Below are 21,035 nucleotides of genomic sequence, written 5' to 3'. Positions count from 1 at the left end.
CCGGGGAGCCGTAGGTGAACACTGGCTGTCTAGATGACCGACGTTCGGGTGAGGAAGCGCGCATGACCGAGCTACAAACTCCGGGATCTCTTGTCGACACCTACCAGCTCTACATCGATGGCAGCTGGGTCGGCGCCGAGGACGGACGCTACGACGACATCAATCCGGCCACCGAACGATCGATCGGGACCGCGCCCGACGCCAGCGTCGCCCAGGTCGGTGCGGCGATCGACGCCGCGCGCCGGGCCTTCGACAGCGGGCCGTGGGGCCGCACGGGGCCGAAGGAGCGGGCCGCCTGCCTCGATCAGCTCGGCACCGCGCTGCTCAAGCACGCCGACGATTTCTTCGCGCTGTCGCAGGCGGAGTGGGGCTGCGTTTCGAACGAGCGGATGATGCAAATCGACGGGGCCGGATACATGTCGATGCACGCGGCCCAGCTCGCCGCCCAGCTGGGCGAGGAAGCGGTGACCGGAATGAGCGCCGGCACCACGTTGCTGTCTCACCAGCCGCTGGGCGTCGTATCCGTCCTGACGCCGTGGAACTTCCCGCATTGCCTCAACGTCATGAAGCTCAACCACGCGCTGGCCGCGGGCAATACCGTCGTGCTCAAGCCCTCGCCGCTGACCCCGCTCGCGGGGCTCGCACTCGCGCGGATCATCGACGAGGAGACCGACATCCCGCCCGGCGTGGTCAACGTCGTCACGCCCTCCGGCGTCGAGGCCGCCCGGCTGCTCACCACCGACCCGCGCATCGACATGGTGAGCTTCACCGGCAGTTCGGTCGTCGGGCGCCAAGTCATGTCCGCCGCGGGCGACACCATGAAGCGGATCCTGCTGGAACTGGGCGGCAAGTCGGCCAGCATCGTCCTGGACGACACCACGGTCACCGACGAGATGTTGCGGCAGATGCTGTTCGAGTCGTGCTCGCTGCACGCCGGGCAGGCCTGCATCCTGCACAGCCGGATGCTGCTTCCCGATTCGCTGCACGACGACGTGGTCGACCGGCTCGTGGCGCTGGCCCGCGACGTCAAGGTCGGCGATCCCACCGACCCCGATGTGCAGATGGGGCCGCTGATCAGCGCGGCGCAGCGAGACCGGGTCCAGGCGCACGTCGACGAAGCGGTCAACGACGGAGCCCGGCTTGTGACCGGTGGTGGCCGCCCGGCCGGCCTGGACGCCGGATTCTATTTCGAGCCGACGATTCTCACCGGCGTCGACCCGGATTCGACCATCGCCCAGGAGGAAGTGTTCGGGCCGGTGTTGACGGTGCTGCGCTACCGCGATGACGACGACGCGGTCGCCATCGCGAACAACTCGCAATACGGACTTTCCGGAGCCGTGTGGGGCGGGGATGTGGACCGTGCCGTCGGCGTCGCGCGACGCATCCGCACCGGACAGGTCGCGGTCAACGGGTGCGGTCCCGGCGGCGCGCCGTTCGGCGGGTTCAAGCTCAGCGGGCTGGGGCGGGAGGGCGGCGGCATAGCCGGGCTGCACCAGTACATGGAGTCAATGGCGATCGGGGTTCCCGCGTGAGCGGACCCCTCGCGGGGCTGTCCGTCGTCGAAATCACCAGGGAGATCTCCGGCCCTTATGCGGCAAAGCTTTTCGCCGACCTCGGTGCTGAGGTCACCAAGCTCGAGCCGCAGGGCGGAGATCCGCTGCGCTGCTGGGGTCCGTTCCCCGGCGGGGTTCCGGATCCCGAACGTAGCGGATTATTTCAATACTTGAACGCCGGCAAGCGAATTGCCGCGTTTACCGATGCCCGCGACCTGATCGCGGGTGCGCACCTGCTCATCGAGAACTTCCCGCCCGGAACGCTGGAAGGATGGGGATTCGACCGCGACGGCCTGAGCGAGCTCAACCCAAACCTGGTGCTGCTCCGAGTATCTGCGTTCGGGCAGTCCGGGCCGTGGCGGGACCGGCCGGCCACGTCGCTGACGCTGCAGGCGGCGTCGGGCTGGGTCAGCGCCCGCGATCCCGACCGGCCGCCGGTGCAGGTCGGCGCGCGGATCGCCGAGTACGTCGCGGGCGCCTACGGCGCGCTGGGCGCGTTGACCGCACTGCGGTGCGCATCCGATGAGGTTGTCCAGGTCGATGTTTCGGAATTCGAATCGTTGCTGTCGACGCTGCCGTATCCCATGCTGATGGCGCAGAAGATGCTCAGCCTTGGCCTGCCCGCCAACGCTCGCGGGGCTCCCATGCTGGGGGTGGTCCGCGCCGCCGACGGTTGGGTGGGAATCAACTGCCTGACGGGCCAGCATTGGCTGGACGTGTGCACGATGCTGGGCCTGCCCGAGTTTGGCGAGCAGCAGATCCCGATCATGTTGGGCGGCCCCGAGCGTACCGAATTCTATGCTCGCGCAGAGCCATTGCTCGCTCAGCAAACCGTCGCCGAGATCGTCGAGCTGAGCCAGGCATTGCGGATTCCGGCCACCCCGGTCAACGACGGCGGTACCGTGCTGGAATGTCCGCAATACGCCAAGCGCGAGTTCTTCATTGACGGCGGGGGATTCCAACGCCCCGGCGCGCCGTTCCGGCTGACCAAAGGACCTGCGGTACAGCATCATCCGGCGTCCGTCCGGATGTCGGGGGCCGCTCCGTTTGCCGAGTTGAAGGTGCTCGACCTGACCACCTTCTGGGCGGGCGCATATCTGACCTGCTACCTGGGCGCGTTCGGCGCCGACATCGTCAAGGTCGAGTCGATCCAGCGGCCCGACGGTTTTCGCTACTCTGGCGCGTTTCCCTTCGAGGGTGATGACTGGTACGAGCGTAGCGGCCTATGGCAGGCCACCAACCTCAACAAGAAAGACCTCACGCTGGACCTGACCTCGAGGCGCGGCCTGGAAATTGTCCGGCGGCTGGCCGCGCACGCGGACGTGGTCGTGGAGAACTTTTCACCGCGAGTGGTGGAGCAGTTCGGTCTGGACTACGAGTCGCTGGCAGCGCTGAAGCCCGACGTGATCATGATCCGGATGCCGGGTTTCGGCCTGCGGGGCCCGTGGCGCGAGTACGTCGGCTGGGCGCTGAACTTCGAGCAGACCGCGGGGATGTCGGCGGTCACGGGGTATGCGGACGGGCCGCCGTGCAACCCGCAGGGGCCGGCCGATCCCGTCGTCGGTGTGCACGCCGGGGTCGCGCTGCTGGCCGCGCTCGAGCATCGGCGCCGCACCGGGCAGGGCCGGCTGATCGAGGTCGCCCAGATCGAGGTCGCGGCGTGTGTGACCGCCGAACCGGTGATCGAGTACTCGATGAACGGCGTCGTGCAGCCGCGGGATGGCAACCGCCGGCGCGGCTACCTGCAGGGCGTGTACCCGACGAATGAGGACGGCGTGTGGGTGGCGCTGTCGCTGCCCGGGGACCCGGACGTCGACCACGACGCGTTCGACGCAATGGTCGCCGGGTGGACGCGCACGCAGGCTCCGGAGGTGATCATGGAATCCCTTGCAGCGCAGGGTATCCCGGTAGAGAGGGTGATCACCGGCGACCGGATGTACGACATCGCGCAGCTCGACGCGCGNTGCAGGCGGCGTCGGGCTGGGTCAGCGCCCGCGATCCCGACCGGCCGCCGGTGCAGGTCGGCGCGCGGATCGCCGAGTACGTCGCGGGCGCCTACGGCGCGCTGGGCGCGTTGACCGCACTGCGGTGCGCATCCGATGAGGTTGTCCAGGTCGATGTTTCGGAATTCGAATCGTTGCTGTCGACGCTGCCGTATCCCATGCTGATGGCGCAGAAGATGCTCAGCCTTGGCCTGCCCGCCAACGCTCGCGGGGCTCCCATGCTGGGGGTGGTCCGCGCCGCCGACGGTTGGGTGGGAATCAACTGCCTGACGGGCCAGCATTGGCTGGACGTGTGCACGATGCTGGGCCTGCCCGAGTTTGGCGAGCAGCAGATCCCGATCATGTTGGGCGGCCCCGAGCGTACCGAATTCTATGCTCGCGCAGAGCCATTGCTCGCTCAGCAAACCGTCGCCGAGATCGTCGAGCTGAGCCAGGCATTGCGGATTCCGGCCACCCCGGTCAACGACGGCGGTACCGTGCTGGAATGTCCGCAATACGCCAAGCGCGAGTTCTTCATTGACGGCGGGGGATTCCAACGCCCCGGCGCGCCGTTCCGGCTGACCAAAGGACCTGCGGTACAGCATCATCCGGCGTCCGTCCGGATGTCGGGGGCCGCTCCGTTTGCCGAGTTGAAGGTGCTCGACCTGACCACCTTCTGGGCGGGCGCATATCTGACCTGCTACCTGGGCGCGTTCGGCGCCGACATCGTCAAGGTCGAGTCGATCCAGCGGCCCGACGGTTTTCGCTACTCTGGCGCGTTTCCCTTCGAGGGTGATGACTGGTACGAGCGTAGCGGCCTATGGCAGGCCACCAACCTCAACAAGAAAGACCTCACGCTGGACCTGACCTCGAGGCGCGGCCTGGAAATTGTCCGGCGGCTGGCCGCGCACGCGGACGTGGTCGTGGAGAACTTTTCACCGCGAGTGGTGGAGCAGTTCGGTCTGGACTACGAGTCGCTGGCAGCGCTGAAGCCCGACGTGATCATGATCCGGATGCCGGGTTTCGGCCTGCGGGGCCCGTGGCGCGAGTACGTCGGCTGGGCGCTGAACTTCGAGCAGACCGCGGGGATGTCGGCGGTCACGGGGTATGCGGACGGGCCGCCGTGCAACCCGCAGGGGCCGGCCGATCCCGTCGTCGGTGTGCACGCCGGGGTCGCGCTGCTGGCCGCGCTCGAGCATCGGCGCCGCACCGGGCAGGGCCGGCTGATCGAGGTCGCCCAGATCGAGGTCGCGGCGTGTGTGACCGCCGAACCGGTGATCGAGTACTCGATGAACGGCGTCGTGCAGCCGCGGGATGGCAACCGCCGGCGCGGCTACCTGCAGGGCGTGTACCCGACGAATGAGGACGGCGTGTGGGTGGCGCTGTCGCTGCCCGGGGACCCGGACGTCGACCACGACGCGTTCGACGCAATGGTCGCCGGGTGGACGCGCACGCAGGCTCCGGAGGTGATCATGGAATCCCTTGCAGCGCAGGGTATCCCGGTAGAGAGGGTGATCACCGGCGACCGGATGTACGACATCGCGCAGCTCGACGCGCGCGGGTTCTACGAGGAGCTCGTGCATCCCGTCACCGGATCACACCGGTATCCCGGCTGGCCGTTTCGCATCACCCCCGGGCCGGCCCGCCACCACCGCAGCGCCGCGCCGACCCTGGGCCGGCACAACGACGAGATCCTGCGCGGGCTGGGCCTTTCCGCGGGCGAGCTGGCGGCCCTGCGGGCCGAACGGGTCATCGGCGAGCGGCCGCTCAACGGCTAGGCCGTGAGCCTTTGGTAAACGGCTCGTCACATGCAAAGCTCGGGGCATGGTCATGGAGATCGCCCGCCCCAAGCTGGAAGGCAACATCGCGGTCGGGGATGACCGCCAAATCGGCTTCGCCGAGTTCGGCGCCCCCTGGGGCCGCGCCTTCTTCTGGTTCCACGGGACCCCCGGTGCCCGGCGGCAGATCCCGATCGAGGCGCGGGTCTACGCCGAGCAGCACAACATCCGCCTGATCGGCATCGACCGGCCGGGCATCGGCTCGTCGACGCCGCATCGGTACGAAAACATCCGCGCGTTCGGCGACGACATGCGGACGATCGCGGACACGCTGGGCATCGACAAGATGGCCGTCATCGGCCTGTCCGGTGGCGGACCGTACGCGCTCGCGGCGGCTGCGGTGCTGCCCGACCGCGTGGTGGCGGCGGGCGTGCTCGGCGGCGTCGCACCGTTCCTCGGCGACGAGGGCATCACCAGCGGCCTGATGAACCTGGGCAAGCGGGCGGCGCCGCTGCTGCGGCTGGGGGGCGACCCGCTGCGGATCGGCGCCAGCCTGGTGATCCGGATGATCCGTCCGGTCGCGAATCCCGCGCTGTATCTGTATGCCGCCATATCGCCGGAGGCCGACCGGCGCCTGCTGACCCGCCCCGAGTTCGCCGCCATGTTCCTCGACGACCTGCTCAACGGCAGCCGTAAGCAATTGGCGGCCCCCTTCAACGACATCATCCTGTTCACCCGCGACTGGGGTTTCCGGCTCGACGAGGTCAAGGTCCCGGTCCGTTGGTGGCACGGCGACAGCGACCACATCGTCCCGTTCGCCCACGGCGAGCACGTCGTGTCCCTGCTGCCCGACGCCGAGCTGTTGGTGCTGCCCGGCGAGAGCCATCTGGCGGGGCTGGGTCGCGGCGAGGAGATCCTGTCCACGCTGACGAAGATCTGGGACGAGCAGGCCTGACGCCGCCGGGTAACCTGCAGGCGNCCGGGCCGGCCCGCCACCACCGCAGCGCCGCGCCGACCCTGGGCCGGCACAACGACGAGATCCTGCGCGGGCTGGGCCTTTCCGCGGGCGAGCTGGCGGCCCTGCGGGCCGAACGGGTCATCGGCGAGCGGCCGCTCAACGGCTAGGCCGTGAGCCTTTGGTAAACGGCTCGTCACATGCAAAGCTCGGGGCATGGTCATGGAGATCGCCCGCCCCAAGCTGGAAGGCAACATCGCGGTCGGGGATGACCGCCAAATCGGCTTCGCCGAGTTCGGCGCCCCCTGGGGCCGCGCCTTCTTCTGGTTCCACGGGACCCCCGGTGCCCGGCGGCAGATCCCGATCGAGGCGCGGGTCTACGCCGAGCAGCACAACATCCGCCTGATCGGCATCGACCGGCCGGGCATCGGCTCGTCGACGCCGCATCGGTACGAAAACATCCGCGCGTTCGGCGACGACATGCGGACGATCGCGGACACGCTGGGCATCGACAAGATGGCCGTCATCGGCCTGTCCGGTGGCGGACCGTACGCGCTCGCGGCGGCTGCGGTGCTGCCCGACCGCGTGGTGGCGGCGGGCGTGCTCGGCGGCGTCGCACCGTTCCTCGGCGACGAGGGCATCACCAGCGGCCTGATGAACCTGGGCAAGCGGGCGGCGCCGCTGCTGCGGCTGGGGGGCGACCCGCTGCGGATCGGCGCCAGCCTGGTGATCCGGATGATCCGTCCGGTCGCGAATCCCGCGCTGTATCTGTATGCCGCCATATCGCCGGAGGCCGACCGGCGCCTGCTGACCCGCCCCGAGTTCGCCGCCATGTTCCTCGACGACCTGCTCAACGGCAGCCGTAAGCAATTGGCGGCCCCCTTCAACGACATCATCCTGTTCACCCGCGACTGGGGTTTCCGGCTCGACGAGGTCAAGGTCCCGGTCCGTTGGTGGCACGGCGACAGCGACCACATCGTCCCGTTCGCCCACGGCGAGCACGTCGTGTCCCTGCTGCCCGACGCCGAGCTGTTGGTGCTGCCCGGCGAGAGCCATCTGGCGGGGCTGGGTCGCGGCGAGGAGATCCTGTCCACGCTGACGAAGATCTGGGACGAGCAGGCCTGACGCCGCCGGGTAACCTGCAGGCGTGCTGCTCGCGTCGCTCAATCCCTCGGCCGTCACCACCACCGACATCGCCGACGCAGTGCGGATCGGCGGCGCCACGCTCAGCCGCAGCGACTTGGTCGGTGCCGCAACGTCGGTCGCCGAGCGGGTCGCCGGCGCGAGCCGGGTCGCGGTCCTGGCCACGCCGACCGCGTCCACCGTGCTGGCGGTCACCGGTTGCCTGATCGCCGGTGTGCCGTTCGTGCCGGTGCCCTCCGATGTCGGCGTGGCCGAGCGCCGGCACATGCTCACCGACTCCGCGGCGGAGGCCTGGCTGGGCCCCGAGCCGGAGGATGCCGACGGGCTGCCGCACATCCCGGTGCGATTGCACGCCCGCTCCTGGCACCGCTACCCCGAGCCGTCGCCGGAGGCGACCGCGATGATCATCTACACGTCGGGCACGACCGGGCTGCCCAAGGGCGTGCAGCTGAGCCGCCGCGCCGTCGCCGCCGACCTCGACGCCCTGGCCCAGGCCTGGCAGTGGACGCCCGACGACGTCCTGGTGCACGGCCTGCCGCTGTTCCACGTGCACGGGCTGGTGCTGGGCCTGCTCGGGTCGCTGCGGATCGGAAACCGNGCCTGCTGGTCTCCGGGAGCGCGCCGCTGCCGGTGCCGGTGTTCGACCGGCTGGCCGAGCTCACCGGGCACCGGCCCATCGAACGGTACGGTGCCTCGGAATCGCTGATCACCATCTCGACGCGGGCCGACGGCGAGCGCCGCGCCGGCTGGGTGGGCCTGCCCGTCGCCGGCGTGCAAACCCGGCTGCTCGACGACAACGACAACCCGGTGCCGCAGGACGCGGAAACCGTTGGGCGGCTTCAGGTTCGCGGGCCGACGATGTTCGACGGCTACCTGAACCGGCCCGAGGCCACCGCGGAGGCGTTCGCCCCCGACGGCTTCTACCGCACCGGCGATGTCGCGGTGATCGACGGCGCCGGCATGCACCGCATCGTCGGACGCGAGTCGGTCGACCTGATCAAGTCCGGCGGATACCGCATCGGCGCGGGTGAGATCGAGACGTCCCTGCTGGGGCATCCCGGCGTGCAGGAGGCGGCCGTCGTCGGGCTGCCCGACGAGGACCTGGGCCAGCGCATCGTCGCCTACGTCGTCGGCGCGTCCGACCTGCGGGCCGACGACCTGATCGATCACGTCGCCCAGGAGCTCTCGATACACAAGCGGCCGCGCGAGGTCCGCCTCGTGCCGGCGTTGCCGCGCAACGCGATGGGCAAGGTCCTCAAGAAGCTGCTGCTCGCCGAGGGCTGAGCGTCGCGCCCGCCCGTGTCGCGAGCGTGCGCAGAGGTACGCGTTTCGCGGCGTGTCGCCGCACGGACACGCACGCTCGCGGGGGGTCACACGCACGCTCGCGGGGAGTCACAGTTGGGTGACACGCAGCGTTTTGCCAGCTTTTCCGTCGAGCGAGACGGCGAACCTTCACCTACCGTCGTAGGCGTGACGGAACTGCCGACGGTTGCGGCCGGGCGCGCGTCGACACCGATGCGGCGGGTGGCGGCGGCGTGTCTGGTCGGCTCGGCGATCGAGTACTACGACTTCTTCATCTACGGCACCGCGGCGGCGTTGGTGTTCCCGACGGTGTTCTTCCCGCGCCTCGGTTCGACGCTGGGCATCATCGCCTCGCTGGCGACGTTCGCGACGGCGTTCCTGTCGCGGCCGCTGGGCGCGGCCGTCTTCGGGTACTTCGGTGACCGGCTGGGCCGCAAGAAGACGCTGATCGCCACGCTGCTGATCATGGCCGTGTCGACCGTCGGCGTCGGGTTGGTGCCCAGCACGGCCGCCATCGGTGCGGCCGCCCCCCTGATCCTGACCGTGTTGCGGCTCCTGCAGGGGTTCGCCGTCGGCGGCGAATGGGCGGGATCGGCGCTGCTGAGCGCCGAGTACGCGCCCCCCGGCAAGCGGGGCCGCTACGGCATGTTCACGCTGCTCGGCGCCGGCACCGCGGCCGTGCTGAGCAGCCTGACGTTTTTGGGCGTCAACTTCAGCATCGGGGAGACGAGCGCCGCGTTCATGCAATGGGGTTGGCGGCTGCCGTTCCTGTTCAGCGCCGGTCTGATCGGGATCGCGCTGTACGTGCGGCTCAACATCGACGAGACCCCGGTGTTCGCCGAGGAGAAGGCTCGAGACCTGGTCCCCAAGGCGCCGCTGAAAGAGCTGTGGCACCTGCAGCGCCGGGAGATCCTGCTGGCCGCCGGCAGCCTGCTGGGCGGCTTCGGTTTCGGCTACCTGGGCCACACCTATCTGCTCATCTACGCCAATTCGCACCTCGGGTACACGCGTGGCTTCATCTGGTCGGTGGGCGCATTGACCGGGCTGGTCAGCATCGCAACGGTCGCGGCCTCGGCCACCCTGTCCGACCTGGTCGGGCGGCGCCGCCTGATGCTGCTGGGCTGGTCGATCCTGTTGCCGTGGGCCTTCGTGGTGATGCCGTTGCTGAACACCCGCAGCCCGGCGCTGTACGTGGTCGCCGTCGTCGGCATGGCGGTCGGCGGGGCGATCGGCTCGGGGCCCACCGCGGCCTTCATTCCGGAGCTGTTCGCGACCCGCTACCGCTACAGCGGCGCCGCGCTGGCCCTCAACCTCGCCGGCGTCATCGGCGGGGCCCTGCCGCCGCTGCTCGCCGGGTCGCTGCTCGCGACGTACGGCAGCTGGGCGGTCGGCGCCATGCTGGCCGCGCTGGTGTTGGCCAGCCTGGTCTGCACCTACCTGCTCCCGGAAACCAACGGCACGCCGCTCGGGTCCCGCTTCGAACAGGCGCCCGGCCGCTAGCTCAGTTGGCGTGCAGGTCCTCGTTGAGTGCGATGCCCCGACCGTCGCGGGCCACCACCTCGACCGCGCCGGTGACCGAGTTGCGCCGGAACAGCAGGTTGTTGGCGCCGGAGAGGTCGCGGGCCTTGACCGCCGCGCCGTCGGGCATGGTGACCTTGGTGCCCGCGGTGACGTACAGGCCCGCCTCGACGACGCAGTCGTCGCCCAGCGAGATGCCCACGCCCGCGTTGGCGCCGAGCAGACACCGCTTGCCGATCGAAATGACTTGCGTGCCACCGCCGGACAGCGTGCCCATGATGGACGCCCCGCCGCCGATGTCCGACCCGTCGCCCACCACGACGCCGGCCGAGATGCGCCCCTCGACCATCGACGCGCCCAGGGTGCCGGCGTTGTAGTTGACGAAGCCCTCGTGCATCACCGTCGTGCCCGGGGCCAGGTGGGCGCCGAGGCGCACCCGGTCGGCGTCGGCGATGCGCACCCCGGTCGGCAGGACGTAGTCGACCATCCGGGGGAACTTGTCCACGCCGTAGACGGTCACCGGGCCGTGGCGGCGCAGCCGCGCCCGGACCGCCTCGAAGCCCTCGATCGCGCAGGGCCCGCGGTTAGTCCACACGACGTTGGTCAATACCCCGAACAGGCCGCCGGCGTTCAGCCCGTGCGGCGCCACCAACCGGTGCGACAGCAGATGCAGCCGCAGGTAGGCGTCGTAGGCGTCGGCGGCCACCTCGTCGAGCGAGCCGATGATGGTGCGCACGGCGATGGTCTCGGTGCCGCGCTCGTCGTCGCGGCCGACCAGCGCGACGAGTTCCGGCGGGACATCCGACAGCGCGAGGCGCGACGTGCCGCCGGCGCCCGACTCCGTCAGTTCCGGTGCGGGGAACCACGTGTCGAGGACCGACCCGTCGTTGGCCAGCGTCGCCAACCCGATACCTTGCGCTCCAGTCACGGCGGCCAGGTTACTTGGGCCGCCGAGCAGACGCAGAATCGCATCCCAGGGCCGCCACGAGTGCGATTTTGCGTCTGCTCGCCGAGAGAAGGGGACCCATTACCCTTGGGGGCGTGCTGGACTTGCGCGGGGACCCGATCGAGTTGACCGCTGCGCTGGTCGACATCCCCAGCGAATCGCGCGACGAGGCGCGCCTGGCCGGCGAGGTGGAGGCCGCGCTGCGCGCCCAGGCGCCGGGCTTCGAGGTGGTCCGCAACGGCAATGCGGTGCTGGCGCGCACCCGGGCGCAGCGGCGCACGCGGGTGCTGCTGGCCGGCCACCTCGACACCGTGCCGGTGGCGGACAACCTGCCCAGCCGTTTGGACGGTGCCGACCTGTACGGCTGCGGCACCGCGGACATGAAGGCCGGCGACGCCGTCTTCCTGCACCTGGCCGCGACCGTGGCCGAGCCGGTGCACGACCTGACGCTGGTGTTCTACGACTGCGAGGAAATCGACGCCGCCGCAAACGGTTTGGGCCGCATCGAGCGCGAGCTGCCGGAGTGGTTGGCCGCAGACGTCGCCATCCTGGGCGAGCCCACCGGCGGCTACATCGAGGCCGGTTGCCAGGGCACCCTGCGGGTGGTGATCAGCGCGACCGGCACGCGCGCGCATTCGGCGCGAGCCTGGTTGGGCGACAACGCCATTCACAAGCTGGGCGCCGTGCTGGACCGGCTCGCGGCATACGACGCCCGCACCGTCGACATCGACGGGTGCGAGTACCGGGAGGGCCTGTCGGCGGTGCGCATCGACGGCGGCGTGGCCGGCAACGTGATACCCGACGCGGCCTCGCTGACGGTCAACTTCCGCTTCGCCCCGGACCGGTCGGTGGCCGCGGCGCTGCAACACGTGCACGACGTGTTCGACGGCCTGGACGTGCGCATCGAGCAGACCGACGCCGCCGCGGGCGCGCTCCCCGGCCTGTCGCAGCCCGCCGCCAAGGCGCTGGTCGAGGCCGCCGGCGGCCGGGTCCGCGCGAAATACGGCTGGACGGACGTGGCGCGGTTCGCCGCGCTGGGCATCCCCGCGGTCAACTTCGGCCCGGGCGACCCCAACCTGGCGCACACCCGCGACGAACGGGTGCCGGTCGCCAACATCACCGCCGCGGTGGAGATGCTGCGGCGCTACCTGAGCGCGTAGCAAACTGTAGCACAACGCGCTACACTGGCGGGATGGTTCGGACTATCGCCCAGCGTGAGCTGCGCAACGAGAACGCCAAGGTGATCGACGCGGTTGCGGCCGGTGAGACGTTCGTCGTCACCCGAAACGGTGAGCCGGTAGCCGAGCTCCGCCCGATCAAAGCCGGTCGTCGTCGCACTTTTATCTCGCGCGACGAGGTCGCGGCGCTTGCGGCGGCCGCGGTGCGTATCGACCATCGCCGGTTCCGGGCCGACCTGGACCGGTTGATCGACCAAGGTCTCTGAGTGTCAACCGGCTTACTGGACACCTCCGTCGTGGTCGATTGGCATGACCCGGCCGTGGTTGCCGCGCTGCCCGACGAGTTCGCGATCTCCGCAATCACCGCCGCCGAATTGGCGTCCGGTCCGCAGCTGGCCGCGAACGCGGTGGAGGCGGCGAAGCGTCAGGCTCGGTTGCAGGAGGTCGAATCGGTACTCGAGCCGATTCCGTTCGACGCGGCCGCAGCCCGCAGCTACGGGCTCGTGGTCGCGGCGGTGGTCCGCGAGGGAAGAAAACCGCGGAGCCGATTCGCCGATCTACTCATCGCGGCCACAGCTCACGCGAGTCGCCTCGACCTCTACACCCGCAACGGTGACGACTTCGCCGGGCTGGAAGGCCTGGTCCGCGTAGTCACCATTTGAGCGTCAGGCCGGCGCCACGACCACGTCGACGGTGCCGACGCCCGGGTTGGCCACGACGGCCAGCACCGGGGCGTTGGGCGGCGAAACCACCTGTCCCCCTGCGACACTCGCGTGATAGCCGTTGGGATACTCGATGGGCGGCACCGAGATGAGCGTCTGCGCGCCGGGCGCGAAGCTGCCCGCGCGGTCGGCCCGCACGGTCGAGTAGCACAGCCGGAAGACGCCCGAGGCAAACGACCAGTCCCGCGGCGTGCCGGCGACCACCTGGGGGTAGGGGGAGGCGAGCACCCCGAGCTTGCCGACGTTGACGTTGGCGCCCGTCGGCGGCTGGGCGGGGTTGAACACCAGCGCCTGGTCGGTCGGCGACGAGCTCGTCTTGTCGTTGCCGGTGTACGCCCACTCCAGCCAGCCCATCCGCTGGTGGTCGGTGTGGCGCATCACCTCGACGAGGTTGTTCAGGTCGTTGGTGGCGCCGAACTCCGTCAGCAGCGGGGGGACGTGGTGGAAGGCCGCGTAGAGGTTGGCGTTGGTGATCGTGAGGCCGTCCTGGAAGCGGCAGGTGATGTTCTTGTGCAACGCCGACTCGATGGCGCAGTAGTCGTGGAAGGAGAACCCGGTGCTCGGGTCAGCCACCCCGCCGATGTCGGTGTGGACGCCCTCGTCGGACAGCGTGTTCGGCTCGAAGAACACCATCGTGGTGGGGTCGGCCGTGCGAATCACCGGCACGACTTTCCGATAGAACACGGTCAGCTTGTGGTCCTGGATCGGGCAGCCCAGGACGAAGTTGAAGCAGCCCTCCCAGATGAAGCCGGGCCACGGCTCGTTCAAAATCTCGTAGCCGAAGACGCCCGGGTTGCCGTGGAAGAAGCTGGCGACGTGCGCCCACGCGCGCGCGTAGTGGTCCTGCAGCCCGATCCCGTCGGGCGCCGGGGCATCCCGCCAGAAGGCGTTCCAGGCGAACTCCTCGGCGGGGTTGAGGAAGTAGTTGCCCGGGAAGCCGAGCTGCGGGTTGGGCAGGCCCGCCTGAGCCACCGCCCACGCCGGTGCGCCCTCGCCCTGGAACGCCTCGTTATAGAGGTCCTGATGGAAGTCGAGCAGGCTGACGATGCCGTGCGCCGCCAGCGTCGCCACCGTCTGCGCGATCGAGGTGAGGTAGTTGTCGTCGTAGCTGAGCGGCTGCGGCTCCACGGCGGCCCAGATGACCCCCAGCCGCATCGCATTGAACCCGTTGGCCTGCAGGAAGGCCGCGTCGTCGTCGCCGAACCCGTCGGCCGACGGCTCATACGGCGGCAGCTTGTACACCTGGTTGAGCCCGTGCAGGATGACGACGCGCCCGTCGGCGTCGGTCATCCAGCGGNCGGGAGCCCTGTCGGTGCGGGCGGTGACGATCATCCGGGCCGTGCCGGCCAGCGCCAACTGGTACACCAGCGTGGCCGACAGCACGTCGAGCTCGTGCGCGTCGTCGACCACGAGCAGCAGATCACCCTGCCCGTCCAGCGACGTGCGGGCCGATCGCACCAGCGCCGCCGGCTTACCGAGCTCGGAGATCGCGACCAGGTGGCCGAACGCCCCGAAGGGGACCGCGCGCTCGGTCGGGGTGCCGGTGACCCAGCGGGTGAGCGCGCCCGGGTGCGCGGCCGCGTAGCCCTCGGCGGCCAACCGGGCCAGGGTCGATTTGCCGCAGCCGTCGGGCCCGAGCACGACGGCCCCCCGGCCGGCCCCGAGCGCGTCGTTCAGCCGCGCCAACGCCGCCTCGTGTTGGGGGACGTTCCAACGAATCGGCACCCGCCGGAGTTTATTGCGCGCGGTGTGCGCGCCGCATCGGGCTTGGTCTACCTTTCGTTGTATGCCCGCGGAACGCGACCCGTCAGCCGCCTGGGCGGTGTGCGTGTACTGCGCGTCGGGCCCCGAGCACGCCGAATTGCTCGAGCTCGCTTCGGAACTCGGCGAGGCGATCGCCGAGCGCGGCTGGACCCTGGTGTGGGGCGGCGGGCGGGTGTCGGCGATGGGGGCGGTGGCGAGTGCGGCCCGCGCCCGCGGCGGCCGGACCGTCGGCGTCATCCCGCAGCACCTGATGCGCCTCGAGGTCGCCGACACCGAGGCCGACGAGCTGATCGTCAGCGAGACCATGCACCAGCGCAAGCAGATCATGGAGGACCACGCCGACGCGTTCATCGTGCTGCCCGGCGGCGTGGGCACCCTGGACGAGCTGTTCGACGCGTGGACCACGGGTTTCCTCGGGGTGCACGACAAACCCGTCGTGCTGCTGGACCCCTTCGGGCACTACGAGGGCCTGTGGCTGTGGCTGTGCGGACTGGCCGACCGCGGCTACATCACGCAAGCGGCGCTGGACCGGTTGGTGCTGGTCGATAAGGTGGGTGCCGCAGTGGAGGCGTGCGCACCCGCGTGAGATCCGGGCTCAGCTCAGCGGAAGGGCGCCGAGGGGACTTACAGGAATAGAGGAAAACGTGTCCGACCACGACGGGGGAGCGCGCACAGCGGTCCGGCTGACCGACATCGCATCGCGGGTGCCGGGCGTGCTGGCCGACATCCCGGTGATCATGCGGGGGGCGCTGACCGGGCTGCTGGCGCAGCCGGGCTCCAAGAAATCGATCGGCACGGTGTTCCAGGAGCGGGCCGCCCGCTACGGCGACCGGGTGTTTCTGCGGTTCGGCGACCAGCAGCTGACCTACCGCGACGCCAACGCGGCCGCCAACCGCTACGCCGCGGTGCTGGCCGCGCACGGCGTCGGCAGCGGCGACGTCGTCGCGATCATGCTGCGCAACTCGCCCCAGGCGGTGCTGGTGATGCTGGCCGCGGTCAAGTGCGGCGCCGTCGCCGGCATGATCAACTACCACCAGCGCGGGGAGGTGCTGGCGCACAGCCTGGGCCTGCTGGACGCCAGGGTGCTCATCGCCGAGACCGATCTGGTGAGCGCGGTGACCGAGTGCGGCGGTGCGGGCGCAACCGAGACGATGACCGTCGAGGACCTGGAGCGATTCGCCGTCAGCGCCCCGGCGACCAACCCGGCGTCGGTGTCGGCCGTGCAGGCCCGCGACACCGCGTTCTACATCTTCACCTCGGGCACCACGGGTTTCCCGAAGGCCAGCGTGATGACCCACCTGCGGTGGCTGAAGGCGCTGGCCGCGTTCGGCGGCATCGGGTTGCGGCTGAAGAGCTCCGACACGCTGTACAGCTGCCTGCCGCTGTACCACAACAACGCGCTGACGGTCGCGCTGTCGTCGGTGATCAACTCCGGCGCGACGCTGGCGCTCGGCAAGTCGTTTTCGGCGTCGAAGTTCTGGGACGAGGTGATCGCCAGCGAGGCCACCGCGTTCATCTACATCGGCGAGATCTGCCGCTACCTGCTCAACCAGCCGGCCAAGCCGACCGACCGGCGGCACAAGGTGCGGGTGATCGCCGGCAACGGGTTGCGCCCGGAGATCTGGGACGAGTTCACCAACCGATTCGGCATCGAGCGCGTCTGCGAGTTCTACGCCTCCAGCGAGGGCAACACCGCGTTCATCAACGTCTTCAACGTGCCCCGCAGCACCGGCGTCTTTCCGATGCCGCTGGCCTACGTCGAGTACGACCCCGACACCGGTGAGCCGCTGCGCGACGAGAACGGGCGGGTGCGCCGGGTGCCCCCCGGACAGCCCGGCCTGCTGCTGAGCCGGGTCAACCGGCTGCAGCCCTTCGACGGCTACACCGACAAGGAGTCGAGCGAAAAGAAGTTGGTGCGCAACGCTTTTCGTGAGGGCGACTGTTGGTTCAATTCGGGCGACGTGATGAGCCCGCAGGGCATGGGCCACGCCGCGTTCGTCGACCGGCTCGGCGACACGTTCCGTTGGAAGGGCGAGAACNCGGCGATGGGGGCGGTGGCGAGTGCGGCCCGCGCCCGCGGCGGCCGGACCGTCGGCGTCATCCCGCAGCACCTGATGCGCCTCGAGGTCGCCGACACCGAGGCCGACGAGCTGATCGTCAGCGAGACCATGCACCAGCGCAAGCAGATCATGGAGGACCACGCCGACGCGTTCATCGTGCTGCCCGGCGGCGTGGGCACCCTGGACGAGCTGTTCGACGCGTGGACCACGGGTTTCCTCGGGGTGCACGACAAACCCGTCGTGCTGCTGGACCCCTTCGGGCACTACGAGGGCCTGTGGCTGTGGCTGTGCGGACTGGCCGACCGCGGCTACATCACGCAAGCGGCGCTGGACCGGTTGGTGCTGGTCGATAAGGTGGGTGCCGCAGTGGAGGCGTGCGCACCCGCGTGAGATCCGGGCTCAGCTCAGCGGAAGGGCGCCGAGGGGACTTACAGGAATAGAGGAAAACGTGTCCGACCACGACGGGGGAGCGCGCACAGCGGTCCGGCTGACCGACATCGCATCGCGGGTGCCGGGCGTGCTGGCCGACATCCCGGTGATCATGCGGGGGGCGCTGACCGGGCTGCTGGCGCAGCCGGGCTCCAAGAAATCGATCGGCACGGTGTTCCAGGAGCGGGCCGCCCGCTACGGCGACCGGGTGTTTCTGCGGTTCGGCGACCAGCAGCTGACCTACCGCGACGCCAACGCGGCCGCCAACCGCTACGCCGCGGTGCTGGCCGCGCACGGCGTCGGCAGCGGCGACGTCGTCGCGATCATGCTGCGCAACTCGCCCCAGGCGGTGCTGGTGATGCTGGCCGCGGTCAAGTGCGGCGCCGTCGCCGGCATGATCAACTACCACCAGCGCGGGGAGGTGCTGGCGCACAGCCTGGGCCTGCTGGACGCCAGGGTGCTCATCGCCGAGACCGATCTGGTGAGCGCGGTGACCGAGTGCGGCGGTGCGGGCGCAACCGAGACGATGACCGTCGAGGACCTGGAGCGATTCGCCGTCAGCGCCCCGGCGACCAACCCGGCGTCGGTGTCGGCCGTGCAGGCCCGCGACACCGCGTTCTACATCTTCACCTCGGGCACCACGGGTTTCCCGAAGGCCAGCGTGATGACCCACCTGCGGTGGCTGAAGGCGCTGGCCGCGTTCGGCGGCATCGGGTTGCGGCTGAAGAGCTCCGACACGCTGTACAGCTGCCTGCCGCTGTACCACAACAACGCGCTGACGGTCGCGCTGTCGTCGGTGATCAACTCCGGCGCGACGCTGGCGCTCGGCAAGTCGTTTTCGGCGTCGAAGTTCTGGGACGAGGTGATCGCCAGCGAGGCCACCGCGTTCATCTACATCGGCGAGATCTGCCGCTACCTGCTCAACCAGCCGGCCAAGCCGACCGACCGGCGGCACAAGGTGCGGGTGATCGCCGGCAACGGGTTGCGCCCGGAGATCTGGGACGAGTTCACCAACCGATTCGGCATCGAGCGCGTCTGCGAGTTCTACGCCTCCAGCGAGGGCAACACCGCGTTCATCAACGTCTTCAACGTGCCCCGCAGCACCGGCGTCTTTCCGATGCCGCTGGCCTACGTCGAGTACGACCCCGACACCGGTGAGCCGCTGCGCGACGAGAACGGGCGGGTGCGCCGGGTGCCCCCCGGACAGCCCGGCCTGCTGCTGAGCCGGGTCAACCGGCTGCAGCCCTTCGACGGCTACACCGACAAGGAGTCGAGCGAAAAGAAGTTGGTGCGCAACGCTTTTCGTGAGGGCGACTGTTGGTTCAATTCGGGCGACGTGATGAGCCCGCAGGGCATGGGCCACGCCGCGTTCGTCGACCGGCTCGGCGACACGTTCCGTTGGAAGGGCGAGAACGTCGCGACCACACAGGTCGAGGCGGCGCTGGCCTCCGACAAGTCCGTCGAGGAATGCACCGTGTTCGGCGTCGAGGTCCCGCGCACCGGCGGCCGCGCCGGGATGGCCGCGGTCCAGCTGCGCGACGGCGCCGAGTTCGACGGGCAGTCCTTGGCCCGCGCCGTGTACGGCGAGCTGCCGCCCTACGCGCTGCCGTTGTTCGTGCGGGTGGTCAAGTCGCTGGAGCACACGACGACGTTCAAGAGCCGCAAGGTGGAGCTGCGCGAGCAGGCGTACGGCCCCGACGTCGAGGACCCGTTGTATGTGCTGGCCGGGCGCGACGAGGGCTACGTGCCCTACTACGACGAGTATCCCGACGAAGTGGCCGACGGTAAGCGCCCGAAGGGCTGAGGCTGGCCGCGCCCTCGCGGACCGGGCCAGGCACCATAGACGGATGCAGACTCTCTGCGGCCGGCCCGTCGCGGGGGATCGGCCGCTGATCATGGCGATCGTCAACCGCACCCCGGATTCGTTCTACGACCGGGGCGCGACGTTCGGCGACGAGGCCGCCCGCGCCGCCGCCCAGGCGGCCATCGCCGAGGGCGCCGACGTCATCGACGTCGGCGGGGTCAAGGCGGGCCCGGGCGACAGCGTCGACGAGGACACCGAGATCGCCCGGCTGGTGCCGTTCATCGAGTGGCTGCGCGGCGCCCACCCCGACCAGCTGATCAGCGTCGACACCTGGCGTTCCGGGGTGGCCAGGGTGGCCTGCGCCGCGGGCGCCGACCTGATCAACGACACCTGGGGCGGCATCGACCCCGCCCTGCCCGAGGTGGCCGCCGAGTTCGGGGCGGGCCTGGTGTGTTCGCACACCGGCGGGGCGCTGCCGCGCACCCGGCCGTTCCGGGTGAGCTACGGGACGAGCACGCGCGGGGTGGTTGACGACGTCATCCGCCGGGTGACCGCGGCGGCGGACCGGGCGGTCGCGGCCGGGGTGGCCCGCGACCGGGTGTTGATCGACCCGGCCCACGATTTCGGCAAGAACACGTTCCATGGCCTGCTTTTGTTGCGCCACGTGGGCGATCTGGTTAAGACGGGGTGGCCCGTCCTGCTCGCTTTGAGCAACAAGGACTTCGTCGGGGAGACTTTGGGTGTGGAACTGACCGAACGGCTCGAGGGAACGCTGGCGGCCACCGCGCTGGCGGCGGCGGCCGGCGTCCGGATGTTTCGGGTGCATCAGGTCGCGGCGACGCGGCGGGTGCTCGAGATGGTGTCCTCGATCCAGGGGATACGCCCCCCGGCGCGCACCGTGCGGGGGCTCGCATGACGGAGCTGGTAGACCTCGCCAGCGCGGGGGTGCTGGCCGCGCGGCCCGGCGACGTCTGGCTATCCGACCGCAATTGGGATCGGCCCGGGTGGACGGTCGGCGAGCTGGAAGACGCCAAGGCCGGGCGGACCATCTCCGTGGTGCTGCCGGCCCTCAACGAGGAAGCCACCGTCTCCTCGGTGGTCGACAGCATCTCGCCGCTGGTGGACGGCCTGGTCGACGAGCTGATCGTGCTGGACTCCGGTTCCACCGACGACACCGAGATTCGCGCGATCGCGGCGGGCGCCCGCGTCGTCAGCCGTGAGCAGGCGCTGCCCGGGGTGCCCGTCCGGCCCGGCAAGGGCGAGGTGCTGTGGCGTTCGCTCGCGGCCACCGGCGGCGACATCGTGGTGTTCGTCGACTCCGACCTGATCAATCCGCACCCGATGTTCGTGCCGTGGCTGGTGGCCCCGCTGCTCACCGGCGACGGGATTCATCTGGTGAAGAGCTTCTATCGGCGGCCGCTGGGCGGCGCCGACTCGGGTGGCGGGCGGGTTACCGAGCTGGTGGCCCGGCCGTTGCTGGCGGCGCTGCGCCCGCAGCTGGGGTGCATCCTGCAGCCGCTCGGCGGCGAGTACGCGGCCAGCCGGGAACTGCTGACCTCGCTGCCGTTCGCGCCGGGTTACGGCGTGGAGATCGGCGTGCTGGTGGACACCTTCGACCGGCTGGGGCTGGACTCGATCGCCCAGGTGAACCTCGGCGTGCGGGCGCACCGCAACCGGCCGCTGCCCGAGCTGGGCGTGATGAGCCGCCAGGTCATCGCGACCCTGCTCTCGCGCTGCGGGATCCCCGACTCCGGGGTGGGCTTGACCCAGTTCTTCGCCGACGGCGCCGACGGTTACGCCTACACCGCGCACACCGCGCCGGTGTCGCTGGAGGACCGGCCGCCGATCCAGGGACTGCGGCCGCGCTAGGGCCCACGCGCGCCGGGATGTCGGCGGGATAG

At 70.1% G+C, this 21,035-nt stretch carries 14 protein-coding genes and 3 pseudogenes; 15 read left to right on the top strand and 2 right to left on the bottom strand.

All coding sequences use genetic code 11. The annotated features are described in order from the left end of the window. Positions 1-62 precede the first annotated feature (62 nt). The 7 genes and pseudogenes from BN4348_RS48235 (at position 63) to BN4348_RS48205 (ending at position 10,213) form a co-directional block, all read left to right on the top strand. Positions 63-1,532, top strand: coding sequence for an aldehyde dehydrogenase family protein (locus tag BN4348_RS48235; RefSeq protein WP_066914828.1), 1,470 nt, complete (start codon positions 63-65; stop codon positions 1,530-1,532). Beyond that, positions 1,529-3,514 (top strand): annotated as a pseudogene (locus BN4348_RS61710) (CaiB/BaiF CoA transferase family protein); the annotation flags it as partial. The gene BN4348_RS48235 and the pseudogene BN4348_RS61710, both read left to right, overlap by 4 nt. Before the next feature lie 3 nt (positions 3,515-3,517). Further along, positions 3,518-5,313, top strand: a pseudogene (locus BN4348_RS48225) (CoA transferase); the annotation flags it as partial. A 46-nt stretch (positions 5,314-5,359) separates the two neighbouring features. After that, on the top strand, positions 5,360-6,268 hold the full coding sequence (locus tag BN4348_RS48220; RefSeq protein WP_066914826.1) for an alpha/beta fold hydrolase: 909 nt from the start codon (positions 5,360-5,362) through the stop codon (positions 6,266-6,268). A gap of 216 nt (positions 6,269-6,484) precedes the next feature. Then, complete coding sequence (locus BN4348_RS48215) at positions 6,485-7,393, top strand: alpha/beta fold hydrolase (protein ID WP_066914826.1); 909 nt, start codon at positions 6,485-6,487, stop codon at positions 7,391-7,393. 22 nt (positions 7,394-7,415) lie between these two features. Beyond that, positions 7,416-8,695: pseudogene (locus BN4348_RS48210) on the top strand (acyl-CoA synthetase). 231 nt (positions 8,696-8,926) lie between these two features. Next, positions 8,927-10,213, top strand: coding sequence for an MFS transporter (locus tag BN4348_RS48205; protein ID WP_066915004.1), 1,287 nt, complete (start codon positions 8,927-8,929; stop codon positions 10,211-10,213). Between the two features lies 1 nt (position 10,214). Here the strand turns inward: BN4348_RS48205 and dapD are convergent, their stop codons facing one another. Then, on the bottom strand, positions 10,215-11,168 hold the full coding sequence (dapD, locus tag BN4348_RS48200; RefSeq protein WP_096866179.1) for a 2,3,4,5-tetrahydropyridine-2,6-dicarboxylate N-succinyltransferase: 954 nt from the start codon (positions 11,166-11,168) through the stop codon (positions 10,215-10,217). A gap of 104 nt (positions 11,169-11,272) precedes the next feature. On the opposite strand from dapD, the gene dapE reads away from it, so the two are divergent. Genes dapE through BN4348_RS48185 form a run of 3 tightly spaced genes read left to right on the top strand, consistent with a single transcriptional unit; the run spans position 11,273 to position 13,017 of the window. After that, the gene (gene dapE / locus BN4348_RS48195) at positions 11,273-12,337 is read left to right on the top strand and encodes a succinyl-diaminopimelate desuccinylase (protein WP_066914822.1); all 1,065 of its coding nucleotides are present in this window, start codon (positions 11,273-11,275) and stop codon (positions 12,335-12,337) included. 32 nt (positions 12,338-12,369) lie between these two features. Then, on the top strand, positions 12,370-12,621 hold the full coding sequence (locus BN4348_RS48190; RefSeq protein WP_066914820.1) for a type II toxin-antitoxin system Phd/YefM family antitoxin: 252 nt from the start codon (positions 12,370-12,372) through the stop codon (positions 12,619-12,621). Then, a complete protein-coding gene (locus BN4348_RS48185; protein WP_066914818.1) occupies positions 12,622-13,017 on the top strand; it encodes a type II toxin-antitoxin system VapC family toxin in 396 nt (131 codons plus the stop codon). 3 nt (positions 13,018-13,020) lie between these two features. On the opposite strand, the gene BN4348_RS60100 is transcribed toward BN4348_RS48185, so the two are convergent. Continuing rightward, positions 13,021-14,367 carry a cellulase family glycosylhydrolase gene (locus tag BN4348_RS60100; RefSeq protein ID WP_456238208.1) on the bottom strand — a complete coding sequence of 449 codons (1,347 nt, stop codon included), beginning with the start codon at positions 14,365-14,367 and terminating at the stop codon, positions 13,021-13,023. A gap of 496 nt (positions 14,368-14,863) precedes the next feature. Here BN4348_RS60100 and BN4348_RS48175 point away from each other — a divergent pair, with 496 nt between their 5' ends. From BN4348_RS48175 to BN4348_RS48155, 5 genes are all read left to right on the top strand, one after another. Next, the gene (locus tag BN4348_RS48175) at positions 14,864-15,427 is read left to right on the top strand and encodes an LOG family protein (RefSeq protein ID WP_066914816.1); all 564 of its coding nucleotides are present in this window, start codon (positions 14,864-14,866) and stop codon (positions 15,425-15,427) included. Positions 15,428-15,485: 58 nt separating this feature from the next. After that, the gene (locus BN4348_RS48170; RefSeq protein ID WP_084454302.1) at positions 15,486-17,291 is read left to right on the top strand and encodes a long-chain-acyl-CoA synthetase; all 1,806 of its coding nucleotides are present in this window, start codon (positions 15,486-15,488) and stop codon (positions 17,289-17,291) included. Positions 17,292-17,349: 58 nt separating this feature from the next. Continuing rightward, positions 17,350-19,134: a long-chain-acyl-CoA synthetase FadD6 gene (gene fadD6 / locus BN4348_RS48165; RefSeq protein ID WP_066914814.1), complete on the top strand. Its 1,785-nt coding sequence runs from the start codon at positions 17,350-17,352 to the stop codon at positions 19,132-19,134. A 43-nt stretch (positions 19,135-19,177) separates the two neighbouring features. Next, the gene (gene folP / locus BN4348_RS48160; RefSeq protein WP_066914812.1) at positions 19,178-20,050 is read left to right on the top strand and encodes a dihydropteroate synthase; all 873 of its coding nucleotides are present in this window, start codon (positions 19,178-19,180) and stop codon (positions 20,048-20,050) included. Beyond that, positions 20,047-21,003 carry a glucosyl-3-phosphoglycerate synthase gene (locus BN4348_RS48155; protein WP_066914810.1) on the top strand — a complete coding sequence of 319 codons (957 nt, stop codon included), beginning with the start codon at positions 20,047-20,049 and terminating at the stop codon, positions 21,001-21,003. The genes folP and BN4348_RS48155 overlap by 4 nt, the downstream gene beginning before the upstream one ends. The last annotated feature ends 32 nt before the right edge of the window (positions 21,004-21,035 follow it).

The sequence above is a fragment of the Mycobacterium interjectum genome (assembly GCF_900078675.2).
Taxonomy (GTDB): Bacteria; Actinomycetota; Actinomycetes; order Mycobacteriales; family Mycobacteriaceae; genus Mycobacterium; species Mycobacterium interjectum.
Note: the sequence above shows the minus strand (reverse complement) of the source record. Positions and strands in the feature narration are given on the sequence as shown.

Excerpts from the sequence above, each read along its gene's own strand:
- BN4348_RS48235 (WP_066914828.1), top strand. The coding sequence starts at position 63 with ATGACCGAGCTACAAACTCCGGGATCTCTTGTCGACACCTACCAGCTC.
- BN4348_RS48220 (WP_066914826.1), top strand. The coding sequence starts at position 5,360 with ATGGTCATGGAGATCGCCCGCCCCAAGCTGGAAGGCAACATCGCGGTC.
- BN4348_RS48215 (WP_066914826.1), top strand. The coding sequence starts at position 6,485 with ATGGTCATGGAGATCGCCCGCCCCAAGCTGGAAGGCAACATCGCGGTC.
- BN4348_RS48205 (WP_066915004.1), top strand. The coding sequence starts at position 8,927 with ATGCGGCGGGTGGCGGCGGCGTGTCTGGTCGGCTCGGCGATCGAGTAC.
- BN4348_RS48190 (WP_066914820.1), top strand. The coding sequence starts at position 12,370 with ATGGTTCGGACTATCGCCCAGCGTGAGCTGCGCAACGAGAACGCCAAG.
- BN4348_RS60100 (WP_456238208.1), bottom strand. The coding sequence starts at position 14,367 with ATGACCGACGCCGACGGGCGCGTCGTCATCCTGCACGGGCTCAACCAG.
- BN4348_RS48175 (WP_066914816.1), top strand. The coding sequence starts at position 14,864 with ATGCCCGCGGAACGCGACCCGTCAGCCGCCTGGGCGGTGTGCGTGTAC.
- folP (WP_066914812.1), top strand. The coding sequence starts at position 19,178 with ATGCAGACTCTCTGCGGCCGGCCCGTCGCGGGGGATCGGCCGCTGATC.
- BN4348_RS48155 (WP_066914810.1), top strand. The coding sequence starts at position 20,047 with ATGACGGAGCTGGTAGACCTCGCCAGCGCGGGGGTGCTGGCCGCGCGG.